The following is a 14633-nucleotide window of genomic DNA, read 5'->3' on the forward strand; positions in this document are numbered from 1 at the left end:
ATGATTGGCTCAATGAAAGCAACTAATGGCTTCTGAATTAACTTTGCGTCCTGCCACACCCGCAGACATTTCTGTACTTTTTGACTTGATTTAAAGCCCTAGCAGAGTATGAAAAGCTATCTGATGCTGTAGTGGGCAATGAGGAGGCTTTGAGAGAACATCTTTTTGGCGATCGCCCCTATATTGAGGCGATTTTGACAGAGTGGGACGGAAAAACCGCTGGATTTGCCCTGTTCTTTCCCAATTACTCTACGTTTTTGACCCAACCAGGGATTTATTTGGAAGATTTGTTTGTGTTACCGGAGTATCGGCGGCGGGGTATTGGCAAGGCAATTTTAAGTTACCTGGCGCAGTTGTCAGTTTCCCGTGGTGGTGGGCGTCTGGAATGGAGCGTTTAGGATTGGAATGAAAATGCGATCGCCCTTTACAAAAAAATGGGTGCAACGATTTTACCCGACTGGCGCATCTGCCGAGTCACGGGTGATTCTTTAACTCAGTTAGCCGCCCAAGCAGCAATTGAATTAATTTGACAGCCTGACAAATTCAGCTATATCTAAAATTAGTGCCTTAAAGAGTAGGAATCAGCAATTATGACCATTTGGGTAAACGAACAGATTGACCCTTCGGGTCTTCTTTATTCTTGTATTGCTTGCTGTAACGAAGAGATGGCGCAAGACTGCCATAAGTCTTTTAAAAACAACCTAACCGCCGCGCAAACATCTTCCGGCTGGGTAGCGCGTCTTAGGACAGTAGAATCCTGGGATGAAGTTCCCGTTAATGCTCTCAAACTCAACTAGACCTCTTGCATAAGTCGAATAGACCCCCCTTAATCCCCCCTTAGTAAGGGGGGATTAAGGGGGGTCTGGTACATTTTTGCAAGAGGTCTACCGATGGAGTTCATTCCCTGGGATTTTCAACAAATCTATCCAGAATTACCTGAGCATCAGGGGAAAATTCCCTCACCAAACGAATCGGATTTTTTTGCGTAGAAGCTAACTGAGCATACTCTTACGCTAACTTTTCCTAGCATCTGTGACCTCTCAGTTCCGCCAAGGATTGCCTGCAACTATTTCCTCCAATAGTAGTGGCAGGAAAAATTCAGTCTATAGTACCTTAAGGAAATAGCAGATCGTCTGAGCAACGTGCTTGGGGAAGATTACTCAGTGCAGCTTGCTGTAGTCGGTTTGCTGACTTCAAAACAGAAATTTACCACGCGAGCTCAACCAAAGTCTCTGCTTCTAAACCAGTGGAAACATTATCGTCCACTCCTTATTTACTTGTTGATGCTGACAAGGCTCAGCGTCCTCTGCCATTGGCGGGGACAAACCGCTGGATAGTTGGTCGTAGCAAGCACAGCGACGTGCTGCTGCTAGAGCAATCGGTGTCTCGACGCCACGCGCTGTTGCACTGCACCGAAAGCGGTGACATCTATCTGATCGATTTAGGCAGCCGTAATGGTTCCTTTGTGAATGGACAGCGGGTGATTTTGCCCGTGACTTTGCAAGATGGCGATCGCTTAACCTTTGGCAATAGCAAGTTAGCGTTTCATCGCCCTCAAACAGAACCTCAATCCTCCTCCGATGGCACGAACTCCTCTGTATTTTTCAAGCGCGTCCGTTGCCTAATTTCCGTGCTGGTGGTTGATATCCGCAACTTCAAAGCCCTGACTCAGCAAGTGGATGGAAAAATCCTCTCAAAAGTGATCGGCACCTGGTTTCGCGAGGCGGAGACAATTATCCGCCACTATGATGGTTGGGTCGATCGCTATGTCGGGGATGCCATTGTGGCGGTGTGGTGTCATCACCCTCAAAACGTCAACATCGAAGAAGTGCAGAATATCTGTGAAACTATTAGCGCCCTGTACGCCATGACATCAGCGCTGAACCAGCAGTATCCTTTACCCTTCTCATTGCCGATTGGGGTAGGAGTCAATACAGGTTATGCAATGGTAGATAGCGATGCTAGCCATGAGGATCATCTAGAATATACAGCGCTCGGAAATACTGTGAAGAAGGCTTTTAACCTAGAAGCCGCTAGCAAAAAAATTGGTTTAGATATTGCCTTGGGAGAAACGCTCTATCAATATTTTCAAGATTCAGGAATGGGTGAAGAGGTGTTTACAAAAATGACGGTTGAACTGAAGGGAGGCGAAAAGGCAACGTCTTTCTATGGTGGCTCTTTTGCCAATCTTGATGCTTTTCTGCACAAAAATTAGCATCTGTGTGACGTCATTTCGCCTTTAACCGGATTGAGTACAACTGGACAAAAATCCTCAGATGCTGCTAGGTATTGATTTAGGGACAGGTTCTGTCAAAGCGTTACTCCTGGCAACCGATGGCACAGTGATCAGGGAAGCCTCCAGTACCTATCCTGTCTTAGCACCGCACCCGGGTTGGGCAGAGTCTAATCCCGCAGACTGGTGGAATGCTGTCGCGATCGCGGTAAGAACTGCCACCGTAGATGATGCCAATCAAATTCAGGCGATCGGACTCTCCGGACAAATGCACGGCGTTGTTCTGAGCGATGCGGAAGGGTCAGCCCTGCGTCCGGCGATTCTCTGGGCAGATACACGCTCTGGCGAAACCCTCGCTGCTTATCACGAGCTAGATGGACAGAAGCAAGCACGATTGGCAAACCCGATTACCGCAGGGATGGCAGGTGCGAGTTTATTGTGGTTGCGCGATCGCGAACCCCAACTTTACAACACTGCTCGCTGGGCACTTCAGCCCAAAGACTGGCTGCGCCTCCAACTAACAGACACAGTTGCCACAGAACCCTCCGACGCCTCCGGAACATTACTGTACGACCTGCTCGCCGATAACTGGGCATTTGAAACCATCGAAGCCCTAAATCTCCGCAGTGACTGGCTGCCTCAAATCATCCCCTCTAGCAGCATCGCTGGCTACCTGACCGCTAAGGCTTCTGAACATCTAGGTTTACCTGCTAGCTTACCCGTAGTTGCCGGAGCTGCCGATACCGCCGCCGCCGCCCTAGGTAATGGACTCCTAGAGCCAGGTTTAGTGCAACTCACCATCGGTTCCGGCGCTCAAATTATCGCCCTTTGCTCTCAACCGATGGTCGATTCCCAAGGTTGCACTCACCTGTATCGTACCGCCCTCCCAAAACAATGGTATGCTCTAGCCGCCATCCAAAATGCGGGTTTAGCCTTGGAATGGGTGCGAGGCATTTTGGGTATGAGCTGGCAGCAAGTATACGCCGAAGCCTTCGCCGTACCGCCAGGATGTGAGGGTTTAGTCTTTTTACCCTATCTCACAGGGGAACGCACTCCCCATCTTGACCCCAACGCACGAGGTGCCTGGGTAGGGCTAGGACTCCACCACAGCCCCTCCCATCTGATGCGTGCTGCCTTGGAGGGGGTTGCCTTTGCTTTGCGACAAGGCTTAGAAGCCCTAGAAGCTACAGGAGCTAGCACGACTCAACTGCAACTATCCGGCGGAGGTACGCAAGAAATAGCGTGGCAGCAGTTGCTTGCAGATATTCTGAGAGTTCCCCTGTACACCACGGCGGTAACGGCAGCTTCGGCGCGAGGCGCTGCCATCCTTGCTGGAATGGGGACGGGTATCTATACTGACACCTCAACAATCCACCAACTCACCCCAGCACCAACCCTAGCCGCGACTCCAGGACATTTTGAGTCAGCCCTAGCCGAAGCATGGGAGCGCTACTGTGCGCTTTATCCTCAACTCAGTAGGCGATCGCGAGGCTAGCCTCAGCGTAAAACCCTCGGAGTTCTAAGTTTGACCCTTCCCCCAACCCCTCCCCGCCACGGAGAGGGGCGTTGAATTTCCCCTTTCCCGCCTCTATCTGGGATTTTGGAACAAGATAGAGGCGTTGGTAACGTGACTGTTGCCTTTGAGTCTCTCTAGAGGATTTTCCTATCTAATGACTACCCTTTTTGAAAGCGATCGCCTAGTTGTTCGCCGTTGGATGCCTCAGCTGGATGCAGAACAAGCCTTTGAAATTTATGGTGATCCGGAAGTGATGCGCTTTATTGGCAGCGGTAAGACGGAAGCAAACGTCGAGACGCTACGTCAGAGGCTGACTGAAACAATCGAGCGCTATAACCAATTCAATAACGGGACTGGCTCTTGGGCAGTTGTTGAAAAGGAAACCACAAGAGCTGTGGGAGCCATTCTTCTTAAACAACTACCCGATAATGATGGTTTGCCTACTCAGGACTATGAGGTGGGCTGGCACTTTCGACAGGCTTCTTGGGGTAAAGGATACGCAACGGAAGCAGGACGAGCGATCGTTGATTACGGATTTAATGTTTTGCATTTGCCAGTGCTATATGCCGTGGTGAAGCCGGAAAATAATGCTTCAATCCGCGTCACACAGAGATTGGGAATGGAACCAATGGGGCGCACAAATAGGTATTACGACGGTGTCGAACTCCTCCTCTTCAAACTCGACGCCCCTAATGCCATTGCACCTTAAAACTCTTTACCTTAATTCCTCATCTGAGCTTTCTGGTAGATGACACCTGAAGTAAGGGATTTGGGCATCGGCGAGCGATCGCTACGAATCTACGTCTGTTCTCCCAACATCTGCAAGCAACTCCCCACAGAGTTTTAAGGCGTACCGATTGATTGCATCGTCACCGGAGATATCTCTACTTTTTAGTCCCCAGTAGAGGGGCGTCAGTTGTTAGTTGTTATGGCTAACGGTTGACGCTTCCTTGCTGCTACGCAACTATCTCAAATCCCTAGTTCCAGAGATTACCACCAGAATCAGTACGGTTATCTCCCTCTATCTAATCCCTCCGCTCTGGAGTCCCTGGGCGATTATAAAAAGTAAGGATGCAAGGTGGTGGTCGTCAGTTAATCCTGATTTGTGTCTTGAGGAGTACCAAGGATTATAGATATTACCACCGAAACAAGTACGGTTATCTCCGTCTATCGGCTGTCTCAGTGGAGGGGTTTCTGAGCGATCATTAAAGTAAGGATGCAATGTTAGGAAGTGAGTTCTAACGGTGTCTTGAGGAGTATTACCGTCATGTTACAGCACCATCGTCCAAATCGTAAATTGTTGAACTTTTTTTACTTTACCAGCGTCTAAGTTTGTAATACCATAGAGTAAAGCAAACTCATATTGACTTCAAGTTGTTGCTTTACCAGTTAAAGAGCAGTGACGGAGTAAGGAACGCCGCAGACTTGACTTAGATAAACATTCGTTAAACGTTAAAGATTTTGATATTCACGCCTAGATCTCCTGTCTGAATGAAGGCAGGCGGTTTATACATCTTTTACCAGATGTAGCCCATTGATTTAGTTCCCTATCCTCAGGATACATAAGAAGATCACAGCTTTCCTGAGGAGCAGTTCTAGCCACAGACTTGTTGCTTGTTTACGGAGTTACCACTCACAGATGTCCACTGATAAAACTAAGAAAAAAACCACCCAGCCCACGTTGTCAGCAGACATGGTTCGTACCTATCTCCATGAGATCGGTCGCGTGCCACTACTTACCCATGAACAAGAGATCGTTTATGGTAAGCAAGTGCAGCACATGATGTCACTGCTAGAAGCTCAAGAAGCTTTAACTGCAACGTTGGAGCATGAACCAACTACTCAGGAGTGGGCTGAACAGGTTGGGCTAGACGAAGCCGCGCTAAATAAGGCAATTACTTTAGGAACGCGAGCCAAGCGCAAGATGATCGAAGCGAACCTGCGTCTTGTTGTCGCGATCGCTAAGAAGTACCAAAAGCGCAACATGGAGTTTCTGGACTTAATCCAGGAAGGTACCTTAGGTTTAGAACGAGGTGTTGAGAAGTTTGACCCGATGCGGGGTTATAAGTTTTCCACCTATGCCTACTGGTGGATTCGTCAGGCGATTACGCGAGCGATCGCGCAACAAGCGCGGGCGATTCGACTGCCGATTCACATTACCGAAAAGCTCAACAAAATCAAAAAAGTACAGCGGGAACTGGCTCAGACACTGGGGCGTAGCGCCACCGCTGCTGAGATCGCTAAAGAGCTGGACTTAGAACCCTCCCAGATCCGGGAATATCTAAGCGTTGCCCGTCAGCCAATTTCTCTTGATGTTCGCGTCGGAGATAATCAAGATACTGAGTTGTCCGAACTCCTTGAAGACGAGGGCTTAACCCCAGTCAACTACACGACTCAAGAGTCCTTACGGCAAGACCTCGATAAACTGCTTGCCGAACTCACTCCCCAACAGCGAGAAGTACTGTCCCTACGCTTTGGCTTAGAAGATGGCAATGAGCTATCTCTGGCAAAGGTTGGTCAACGACTCAACCTCAGCCGGGAGCGAGTGCGTCAGCTAGAGCACCAAGCGCTGGCACACCTGCGTCGGCGTCATGCGACTGTCAAAGAGTACATCGCTAGTTAGTCATAACCCGTAGCGGGTTAAACCTAAAAATTACTCCAAGTGGTAGCAAGAAATTGTTGCCACTTTTTTTTGTAAACGTTTGTAAACTTATTACGAAATTCTACCGAACACTCGTGAAGCTATCATCCACAAGTCTGAAGGTAAATTCACCCATTTGAGAGAGCGGTTAGGTACTACAACTTAGGTATTGTTTAGTAACTGGGGTATGAAGTTCTCAATTAATAACGGTTATAGGATTACGATAGTTTACCAACTGTGACGGTTGATGAACCGTCAGGCACTAATCGAAAAAGAACATTTCCACCGTTTATAACCGTTACAGAAACACTTAAAAAATAGCCATATAAAAGTTTTAAGTCGGTTTTTTCTTCATTTTGGCTCTTTCAAGGTGCAACGTTTAAACAATTTTTAAAAGGGGTAACTACGGTGTTTAGCCAACTAACTAAATTAATATCACAAGGTCGTCCAACACTTAATCGCCTACATTTGCCTCTCACCGGGTTATTCCTCACCGTTGGAGTTGCCGCGAGTGGAGCGTTTTTTCAGGCAGCAAAAGCTCAACAACAAGTGCAAAACTCTGATTCCGTAGTTGTTGCCGCTGTACCAGTCGCCACCTCCAGTAAAGCGATCGCTAACGGAACCTACCTCTACGGACAGACCCCCCAACCTGAGCAGATTGGTCAAGAGTATCTAGTCTTTGAAGCCAATGGCGGTAATGTAGTGGGCGCGATGTACCTCCCTGGCTCCGAGTTCAGTTGCTTCTACGGCACATTGCAGTCGGAGAAAATGGACTTAACCATGGTAAATCCTTACGACCAGACAGCAGTTTCTCACACTATTGCCCTCAATCAGCCAACGGAAGTGGCTTATGCGGGTAACCAGTTAAGGACTCAAGATAGCTACGATTCTGTTACCTACCCGCACTCAGTGCAACTGGAAGGATATACACCGATTTCTCAAGTTAGCGAAAACGACCAACGGCTCTTAAATACCTGTAAAGCTAGCTATCAATAGTAGGGTTTGATTCGCTAACCCATTAAAAAAGCATTTTGTAGAGTGGGCAATGTCCACTCTATTTGTTTATATGCCCTCAAAAGCGACCTCATTGACCGAAAATAATGGGATACAAGCCCTGTCCTTCACTTCGGCGTGAGACTTCGGCGTGAGACTTCGGCGTGAGACTTCGGCGTGAGCTCAGTCGAACGCTCAGTGACCACTAGGACGGCTTTTTATTAGGCTCTGGAAAACGAGCAATTAGAGTTCTAATCAATTCAGATTTAGTCATTCCACGACTTGCGGCTTCTTTTTCAAGTTGCCGCTTTTCGTATTCGGTTAATCTAATATAAATTTTTTCTGTTTTCATACAGGTGTGCAGACAATTGGATACACATTTAGGATAATGGTAACAGGAGGATTGAAAAATGAAAGCAAGATATCAGTACCGTTTTTACCCAACAGACCAACAGCAGCAAGGCTTGGCTCAGTTGTTTGGTTGCGTTCGTGTTGTGTATAACGATGCTCTGGCAATCTGCAAACAATCCGAGAAAAAACCAAAATCTGCTGAACTCCAAAAGATTGTTATCACTCAAGCTAAAAAGACTGAAGCTAGGGCTTGGTTGAGCGAAGTTTCAAACATTCCATTACAGCAGTCAGTAGCCGATCTGGAGATAGCTTTTAAGAACTTTTTTAATTCCTGCAAAAGTAAGAGAAAAGGTAAAAAAGTTGGTTATCCTAAATTCAAGAAACGGACTAATAGTCAATCGGCGCGGTTCAGGATTGGAGGTTTCTCTATTAAAGATGAAGGTGTTTATCTTGCAAAAATAGGTGTTGTTAAGCCTATCTGGTCAAGAGAACTGCCAACAGCGCCAAGCTCTGTAACTGTGATTAAAGACTGTGCTAATCGCTACTTCCTGAGCTTTGTTGTAGAAGTTGAGCCAGTCAGTATTAATGCCAAAAATCAAAGTGTGGGGGTCGATTTAGGGATTAAAACTTTTGCCGTGGTGAGCAACGGTGAAAAAGCGTTTAGTCCCTGCTATAAGTTGCTAGACCTCAAAGTGCGTAAGCTGCAACGGAAGTTGGCACGACAACAGAAAGATTCAAGCAGGAGACATAAAACCAGGATTCAGATAGCTAGGACTCACAACAAGATTGCAGATACTCGCAAAGACTTTTTGCACAAATTATCAACCAAAATCGTTAGTGAAAACCAAACTATCGTTTTGGAAGACTTAAATGTATCGGGCATGGTTAAAAACCGCAAACTGGCTAGAGCAATTAGTCAGCAGGGATGGAGAGACTTTCGCGTTTTGGTTGAGGCGAAGTCTGAAAAATATGGACGGAAGTTCGTAGTAATCAGTAGATGGGAGCCAACAAGCCAGACCTGCTCTAGTTGCGGCTACAAATGGGGCAAAATTGATCTGTTAATACGCTCGGTACTTTGCTTAGGCTGTGGTACAGAACACGACCGAGATGAAAACGCATCGATAAATATAGAAATGGTCGGCACGGGGCATCGGCACGACCTTAAATGTACGTCGAGACAGAGTAAGACTACCTCGGTAGCATCAGTCAATGAAGCGTAAAGAATCCCCGTCGCTTTAGGACGGGGAGTATGTCAAAAGCTCAGAGAAGTTCACTCCTCTCTAAGTAGCTACCGTGTATACACAAGCTTAAAATCAAGCTTTTGGCTATTCCTTACCCCCCTAACCCCTTTATCAAGGGACGCGAGGGGGTTTGAACGAAACTTGCATCAGAAAGAATCCAGTTATGTATACACGGTAGCTCTAAGTAGAGAGGCGATTGGCGTCCCTACAACTCAAAACTCAATTCCTGGCTGGGCTTTAACGCCTTGTTCTCGAAAAGGATGCTTGATTAAGCTCATCTCTGTAACCAAGTCAGCATTTTCTATTAAGACGGCGGGTGCGCCTCTTCCCGTCAAGATCACATGAGAGTCCTCAGGCTTGCGCTCAATTCCTGCAATTACGTCTTGAACATCTAAGTAGCCCAACTTCAAGGCGACGTTAATTTCATCTAATAACACCAACTGAAAGTCGGGATTGAGGATAAATTCCAGCCCCTTGTTCCAGGCTTCTTGGGCTTTTTGAATGTCTCGCTCTCGATCCTGAGTTTCCCAGGTGAAACCTTCTCCTAGGGCGTGAAACTCTAACTGCGGGAGTTGATCGGCTTGTGGAATCGTCCAGTGGTGAAATGCCGCTTTTTCGGCAGGTTCCCAGGCTCCTTTGATGAATTGAACGATCGCGACTCGGTAGCCATGACCAAGCGATCGCAATACCATTCCCAACGCCGCCGTTGTTTTGCCTTTGCCGTTACCGGTGTGAACAATGGTTAAACCTTTCTCTTTTGAAGCTTGCGCTACCCGTTTATCTTGTACAGCTTTGCGCTGCTGCATCTTCTGCTGGTACTGCGCTGAGGTTAATCCAGTTGTCTCTGATTGCCCTTGCTCTTTGAATTGGTCTGCCTGCTGATTCCACTCATTGTCAGTGGTCTTGTCTACATTATTCATCAGGAAAAGTCTCAAAATGGCGGGTAGTCTTCTTCTTCAGTCAAAGCAGCCATATCTCCTTGATAATTCTCGTTCAGTTTCGCCGCTTTTGCTTTTAAATGATTAGGCACGTAGCGGAGATGGACAGGTAAGCCATGGGCTAAATAAAACTCTGCAAGTTGCTCTGGATGAATGTAAATGCCTTCCCCGTGCAAACGCTGCACAATTTCCTCGAAACTGTGCCAGTGTTTTTGGGAACCTTGCTGCAACTGAACGGCACAGGTCAAATCTGATAAAAAGTTGTCGGTCATAGCTAAGGTATACGGAATAAGAACGAAGTTAGGTTATCCGTTAGTTCTTAGGTGAACTTATATCAATAATAAACTTTTGCTAGTCGAGTTTAGGAAGAGAATCGCAAGTTTTGAGTTAAAAAGCTCAGAAAGTATTGACTACCTCTTATTAACTTATCTGCCTCTTTCTGCTTCAATGGTAAAGATTTAGAACAAATCAAATCGCACAAAGCTTCCTATGAAAACAAGCAAAATCGCCGTTATTGAAGGGGATATTACTCAGCAACAAGTTGAGGCGGTTGTGAATGCGGCTAATTCCTCTTTGCTAGGTGGTGGTGGGGTTGATGGAGCAATTCATCGGGCAGCAGGTTCGGGTTTGCTCGAAGAGTGCCAGGGGTTGAAGGGCTGTCAAACGGGCGACGCCAAAATTACCAAAGGGTACAATCTCCCTGCCAATTGGGTGATTCATACAGTAGGGCCAGTCTGGAAAGATGGAACTCATCATGAGGATGAGTTGTTAGCCAGTTGTTATCGTCGCAGCCTGGAACTAGCAGAGGAGTACAACATCCGTAGCATCGCCTTCCCAGCTATCAGCACGGGGGTCTATGGGTTTCCTGCGGAACGCGCTGCCAGAATTGCGGTGAAGACAGTGCAGGAGTTTTTGGCGAGTCACCCAGCTATTGAGCAGGTTATCTTTGTCTGTTTCAGTTCCCACTCCTACAACTGCCATAGGGCAGCAGTGGAGGAGATTATTGTGTCCCGCAGCAAGCCATGACTACACCTTATCTAATTCAGCTCGGTTTGACAGCAATTTTGGCATTTTATGTTGCCTGGAATTTAGGCGCGAATGATGTCGCCAACTCAATGGGAACCTCTGTGGGTTCCAAGGCGGTGACGCTGCGGCAAGCCTTAATTATTGCTGGAACTTTAGAGTTTACAGGGGCGGTACTGTTTGGTCGGAGGGTTTCTTCGACGCTGGCGACGGAGGTTGTCAACCCGGAGTTGTTTGCCCAGACACCGCAACTTTTGTTATTGGGGATGGTTTCGGTGTTGCTCGCCTGTGGGTTGTGGTTACAGATTGCCACCAGTCAGGGATTGCCTGTTGCTTCTTCTCATGCTGTTGTGGGAGCGATCGCGGGATTCAGTTGGCTTGCCATGGGAATTGATGCCGTGGACTGGAAAAACATCGGTATGATTTCCCTGGCTTGGGTTGTCACACCTGTGGTTAGCGGTATCTTGGCGATCGCCTTTTACAGCCTGCTGAAGTGGGGAATTCTCGATCGTCCCCAACCTCTGATGCAACTGCGCGAATGGATTCCTTGGCTCAGTGCTGCCATCATCAGCGTCTTTGGTGTGATTGTGCTGCCGACGCTGTTTGATACTCCCTTTTTTGCCTCACTACCGCTCCCTCGCCACGACCTGATCCTTGCTACCGGGGGTCTTGCCGCTGTTGGTTTAACGATGGTGAGCTGGCGTAACCTGGAAAATAGTCAGGTAAGCTCCAACCCCAATCTTACTTCGCCCATTGAGAAGCAATTAGGACGCTTTCAAGTCATCAGTGCCTGTTTTGTTGCCTTCGCTCACGGCTCCAATGATGTTGGTAATGCGATCGCTCCCTTAGCCGCGATCGCCTTTATTTTACGTACAGGTACCGTTCCCTTGATTGGTATCGATGTTCCCCTGTGGATTTTGGTTCTTGGTGGGGTTGGCATTGTTACAGGTTTAGCTGTTTTAGGAAAAAACGTCATTGCCACCATTGGCGAAGGCATCATCTCCCTCCAACCCAGCAGCGGCTTCTGCGCCGAGATTGCCACCGCCACAACCATCTTGTTCGCTTCGCGACTGGGGATACCCGTATCTACCTCCCACGCTCTTGTCGGTGGCGTCATCGGGATTGGACTGATTCAAAGTTGGCAAAAGGTGCGCTTTGAAACGGTCAGATCGATTATCCTTGCCTGGGTGGTTACCCTGCCAGCCGCAGGAGGTCTTGGGGCGACAATCTTTCTGGGCTTGCGTTGGCTGTTCCTCAAAGCTTAAAATCGTTTCCGGCTACATCGTTAAGACTGATCGGGAGATGGGATATTTTAACGAGTCACTTACTTCTGCTGTACTGCACTGGAGTATAAAAAGGCACTCCTCAATATTTCTTAATTTCAGCTTGGTTTTCGAGAGATCTGCCCTAATCAGCAAAGCATCTCAAAGGGTCTACAGCCTTCAACCTTCAGCCTTGTTCCCCCTACTCCCGACTTGAGCAAGAGATGAATAAAGGATGCGATCGCGCCCCATTTGATCGCCTTGAGGGGCTTAAGTCTCTGGCGGCTTGCTTTTACCTCGCATACAATAGCGACAATAACTGCCAACTAGAAAACCTCTCTGAATAAAAAAGCAGATTTCTTTAAGAGAAATTTTATAAAAAGAGGGGCTTAGTTTGTGAAAATACTGAGAACAGCAGCAAAATTCTCGATTAAGTTCCTAACTCGGTTCTTTGGACGCCAAGTGGATAGAGGTTAAACGCATAATGGGGCAAAAGGACTTGCAACCGGAAAACTTTGGTGCCGGCGATCCAAAAGCAGCAGAAACTCTCTTGAGCCAGATGACGGCTGAACTTGAGAATCTGCAGCACAATCTCATTGCCCAGTTGTCTCAAGATGTTGAGCGACTTCAGAACGAAAAATCTTATTTAATTGACGAAATTGACAGGCTCAAACAGGTACGTCAGCAGCAACTAACTCAACAACAGCAGCTAATTAAGCAACTGGCTCCGGCTTTGGCAAACCAACTACAAGATTTGTTGGCGCAGCGGTTGCAACAAATGGACAATTCCGCCGCACCCTCCAAAAGCTCAGGGGGGGCAACTTTTACCCGTAGTGCAGGAGCCACGGAATACAACGAGAATGCCTATCGGTTGATTGCCTCTCTCGATTCCACCCTCAGAAGCACCTTCAAGACTCTCCAGCAAGACCTCAGCAGTTACCAAAGCTCTCTTTCCCAGCAGTTAGGTCAAATGCACAGCATGGAACAGCAGGGAGAGGCAATCTTAGAAGCCCTGGTGAATCGACTGCGAGACGAAATTTCCAAAGACCCAACACCAATTGCTCAAGCAACTTCGGCTCCTCCTGCGGTGTCTGGGCATCCTTCCCAGCCTGATTGGGAACTGCCAATTGTTCCCCCGGATAATCATCATCCTGTAGGCGATCGCTCTTCTACCCCCCCATCACCAATTCCCCCGGTTCCTATCGTTCCGGAGCCAGAATCGGCTGCCGCACTGCCACGTTCGACGCCTCAGTTAAAAAATCTCTCTAACGCCCAGCTCGGCTTTTTACTAGTTCTAGTTGCCTCACTGTCGCTGTCGTTTTTTAATATTTTAATTAAGATCATTCTCGGCAAGCCTAAGCTGATTTTTAATGAATTTACTATGGGTGGATTTATCGCACCCGGTCTAGGAAATTCCTTATTAATCTTGTGGCTACGGATGCTAGTGGTAGTGCCGCTGATGGTAGTTCTGGCGAGGATTCTCTACCCGGCGGTGTTCCGAGACATTCGAGAATTTGCCCGCTTCAAAGACCGACGTCTGGTGATCAATGTCATCGCCAGTGGCTTCTTTCTGTTTTTATCTCAAGTGCTGATTTACATTGCCTTAGGAGCGCTTTCAGCCGGAGTAGCGATCACAATTTTCTTCATCTACCCGATTGTGACGGTGCTGTTTGCCTGGTTATTATTTGGCGATCGCCCCACTCTCTTCCGTAGCGTGGTTATCTGTTTGGTGATGCTAGGAGTTATTTTAATTTCCCTACCCACTAGTGGGGGGGCTTTACTTTCTTTTTCAGGTATCTTCGCGGCGGCTGGATCGGGTATTGCCTTCGCGTTTTACGTACTTCTAATCCAAGCCTGTGCAAAAAAGCTAAATCCAGTTCCTCTGACCTTAATTCACTTTCTACTGATCTTTTTTCTTTCAGGTCTTTGCTTGGCAGGGCCAGCCCCTGACTCTTGGCGTTTTGCTGTCGAGCCAGCGGCATGGCCGGGTCTGATTATCAGTAGTCTAGTCTTGGGAGGAACTACTCTTGTCAGCTATCTCCTCAACAACATTGGCATTAGCATCATTGGTGCCGCTAGAGCTTCGATTTTAGGAGCAACGGGCCCAGCACTGACCGCCCTCTTAGCATTGATTATTATTGGAGAAGCCTTAACAGGGCAGCAAATTCTGGGAATGTTGCTAGTAACTCTAGGAGTTTCAGCCCTCAGCTTTGAGCGCCTGCGTCGCCAAACGAACAAGCCTCAACCTGCGAAGTCGGCTTAAATTCGTGCCGTAGTCTGAGATATTACCAAAATTTTAGCGATCGCTTTGCAGCGGACTCAGCAGATTAGTCAAAGCCAAGTTGTGCTTATTGCCCCAATTTCAGCAATAGCTAGATGGCAACTGTGCCTCTAGTCTACAGATCCTAAAGGCACTAACATCGCGTCGGGACTAA

General features: G+C 47.6%; 14 protein-coding genes and 1 pseudogene. 11 read left to right on the forward strand and 4 right to left on the reverse strand.

Going from position 1 to position 14633, the window contains the following annotated elements; translation table 11 throughout:
* Window positions 1-25: 25 nt before the first annotated feature.
* The 7 genes and pseudogenes from AC5JR3_RS10085 to AC5JR3_RS10115 all read left to right on the forward strand — a co-directional run bounded on the left by AC5JR3_RS10085 (window position 26) and on the right by AC5JR3_RS10115 (window position 7386).
* Window positions 26-530, forward strand: a pseudogene (locus AC5JR3_RS10085) (GNAT family N-acetyltransferase).
* Window positions 531-590: 60 nt separating this feature from the next.
* Entirely contained in the window at window positions 591-797 is a 207-nt protein-coding gene (locus AC5JR3_RS10090) for a glycogen debranching protein (RefSeq protein WP_495845482.1), read from the forward strand.
* Window positions 798-1246: 449 nt separating this feature from the next.
* Window positions 1247-2215, forward strand: coding sequence for an FHA domain-containing protein (locus AC5JR3_RS10095; RefSeq protein ID WP_495845484.1), 969 nt, complete (start codon window positions 1247-1249; stop codon window positions 2213-2215).
* 61 nt (window positions 2216-2276) lie between these two features.
* Window positions 2277-3728, forward strand: coding sequence for a xylulokinase (gene xylB, locus AC5JR3_RS10100; protein WP_495845486.1), 1452 nt, complete (start codon window positions 2277-2279; stop codon window positions 3726-3728).
* A gap of 175 nt (window positions 3729-3903) precedes the next feature.
* Entirely contained in the window at window positions 3904-4458 is a 555-nt protein-coding gene (locus AC5JR3_RS10105; protein ID WP_495845488.1) for a GNAT family N-acetyltransferase, read from the forward strand.
* Between the two features lie 930 nt (window positions 4459-5388).
* The gene (locus tag AC5JR3_RS10110) at window positions 5389-6372 is read left to right on the forward strand and encodes an RNA polymerase sigma factor, RpoD/SigA family (RefSeq protein WP_495845490.1); all 984 of its coding nucleotides are present in this window, start codon (window positions 5389-5391) and stop codon (window positions 6370-6372) included.
* Between the two features lie 426 nt (window positions 6373-6798).
* A complete protein-coding gene (locus AC5JR3_RS10115) occupies window positions 6799-7386 on the forward strand; it encodes a hypothetical protein (RefSeq protein WP_495845492.1) in 588 nt (195 codons plus the stop codon).
* A gap of 202 nt (window positions 7387-7588) precedes the next feature.
* Here the strand turns inward: AC5JR3_RS10115 and AC5JR3_RS10120 are convergent, their stop codons facing one another.
* On the reverse strand, window positions 7589-7735 hold the full coding sequence (locus AC5JR3_RS10120) for a ribbon-helix-helix domain-containing protein (RefSeq protein WP_495845494.1): 147 nt from the start codon (window positions 7733-7735) through the stop codon (window positions 7589-7591).
* 58 nt (window positions 7736-7793) lie between these two features.
* Between AC5JR3_RS10120 and AC5JR3_RS10125 the strand changes: the two genes are divergently transcribed.
* Window positions 7794-8954, forward strand: a complete 1161-nt coding sequence (locus AC5JR3_RS10125; protein ID WP_495845496.1) for an RNA-guided endonuclease InsQ/TnpB family protein — start codon at window positions 7794-7796, stop codon at window positions 8952-8954.
* Window positions 8955-9187: 233 nt separating this feature from the next.
* Here the strand turns inward: AC5JR3_RS10125 and cobO are convergent, their stop codons facing one another.
* Together cobO and AC5JR3_RS10135 are read right to left on the reverse strand one after the other, a co-directional pair.
* Entirely contained in the window at window positions 9188-9895 is a 708-nt protein-coding gene (gene cobO / locus AC5JR3_RS10130; protein ID WP_495845498.1) for a cob(I)yrinic acid a,c-diamide adenosyltransferase, read from the reverse strand.
* 11 nt (window positions 9896-9906) lie between these two features.
* Window positions 9907-10185 (reverse strand): hypothetical protein, encoded by a 279-nt coding sequence (locus AC5JR3_RS10135; RefSeq protein WP_495845499.1) that lies wholly within the window; start codon window positions 10183-10185, stop codon window positions 9907-9909.
* A gap of 217 nt (window positions 10186-10402) precedes the next feature.
* Between AC5JR3_RS10135 and AC5JR3_RS10140 the strand changes: the two genes are divergently transcribed.
* On the forward strand, window positions 10403-10939 hold the full coding sequence (locus AC5JR3_RS10140) for an O-acetyl-ADP-ribose deacetylase (protein ID WP_495845501.1): 537 nt from the start codon (window positions 10403-10405) through the stop codon (window positions 10937-10939).
* Window positions 10936-12201 (forward strand): inorganic phosphate transporter, encoded by a 1266-nt coding sequence (locus AC5JR3_RS10145; RefSeq protein WP_495845502.1) that lies wholly within the window; start codon window positions 10936-10938, stop codon window positions 12199-12201. Before AC5JR3_RS10140 ends, AC5JR3_RS10145 begins: the two co-directional genes overlap by 4 nt.
* Before the next feature lie 146 nt (window positions 12202-12347).
* On the opposite strand, the gene AC5JR3_RS10150 is transcribed toward AC5JR3_RS10145, so the two are convergent.
* Entirely contained in the window at window positions 12348-12524 is a 177-nt protein-coding gene (locus tag AC5JR3_RS10150; RefSeq protein WP_495845504.1) for a hypothetical protein, read from the reverse strand.
* 158 nt (window positions 12525-12682) lie between these two features.
* Between AC5JR3_RS10150 and AC5JR3_RS10155 the strand changes: the two genes are divergently transcribed.
* On the forward strand, window positions 12683-14461 hold the full coding sequence (locus tag AC5JR3_RS10155; RefSeq protein ID WP_495845506.1) for a DMT family transporter: 1779 nt from the start codon (window positions 12683-12685) through the stop codon (window positions 14459-14461).
* The last annotated feature ends 172 nt before the right edge of the window (window positions 14462-14633 follow it).

Source organism: Kastovskya adunca, assembly GCF_059505785.1.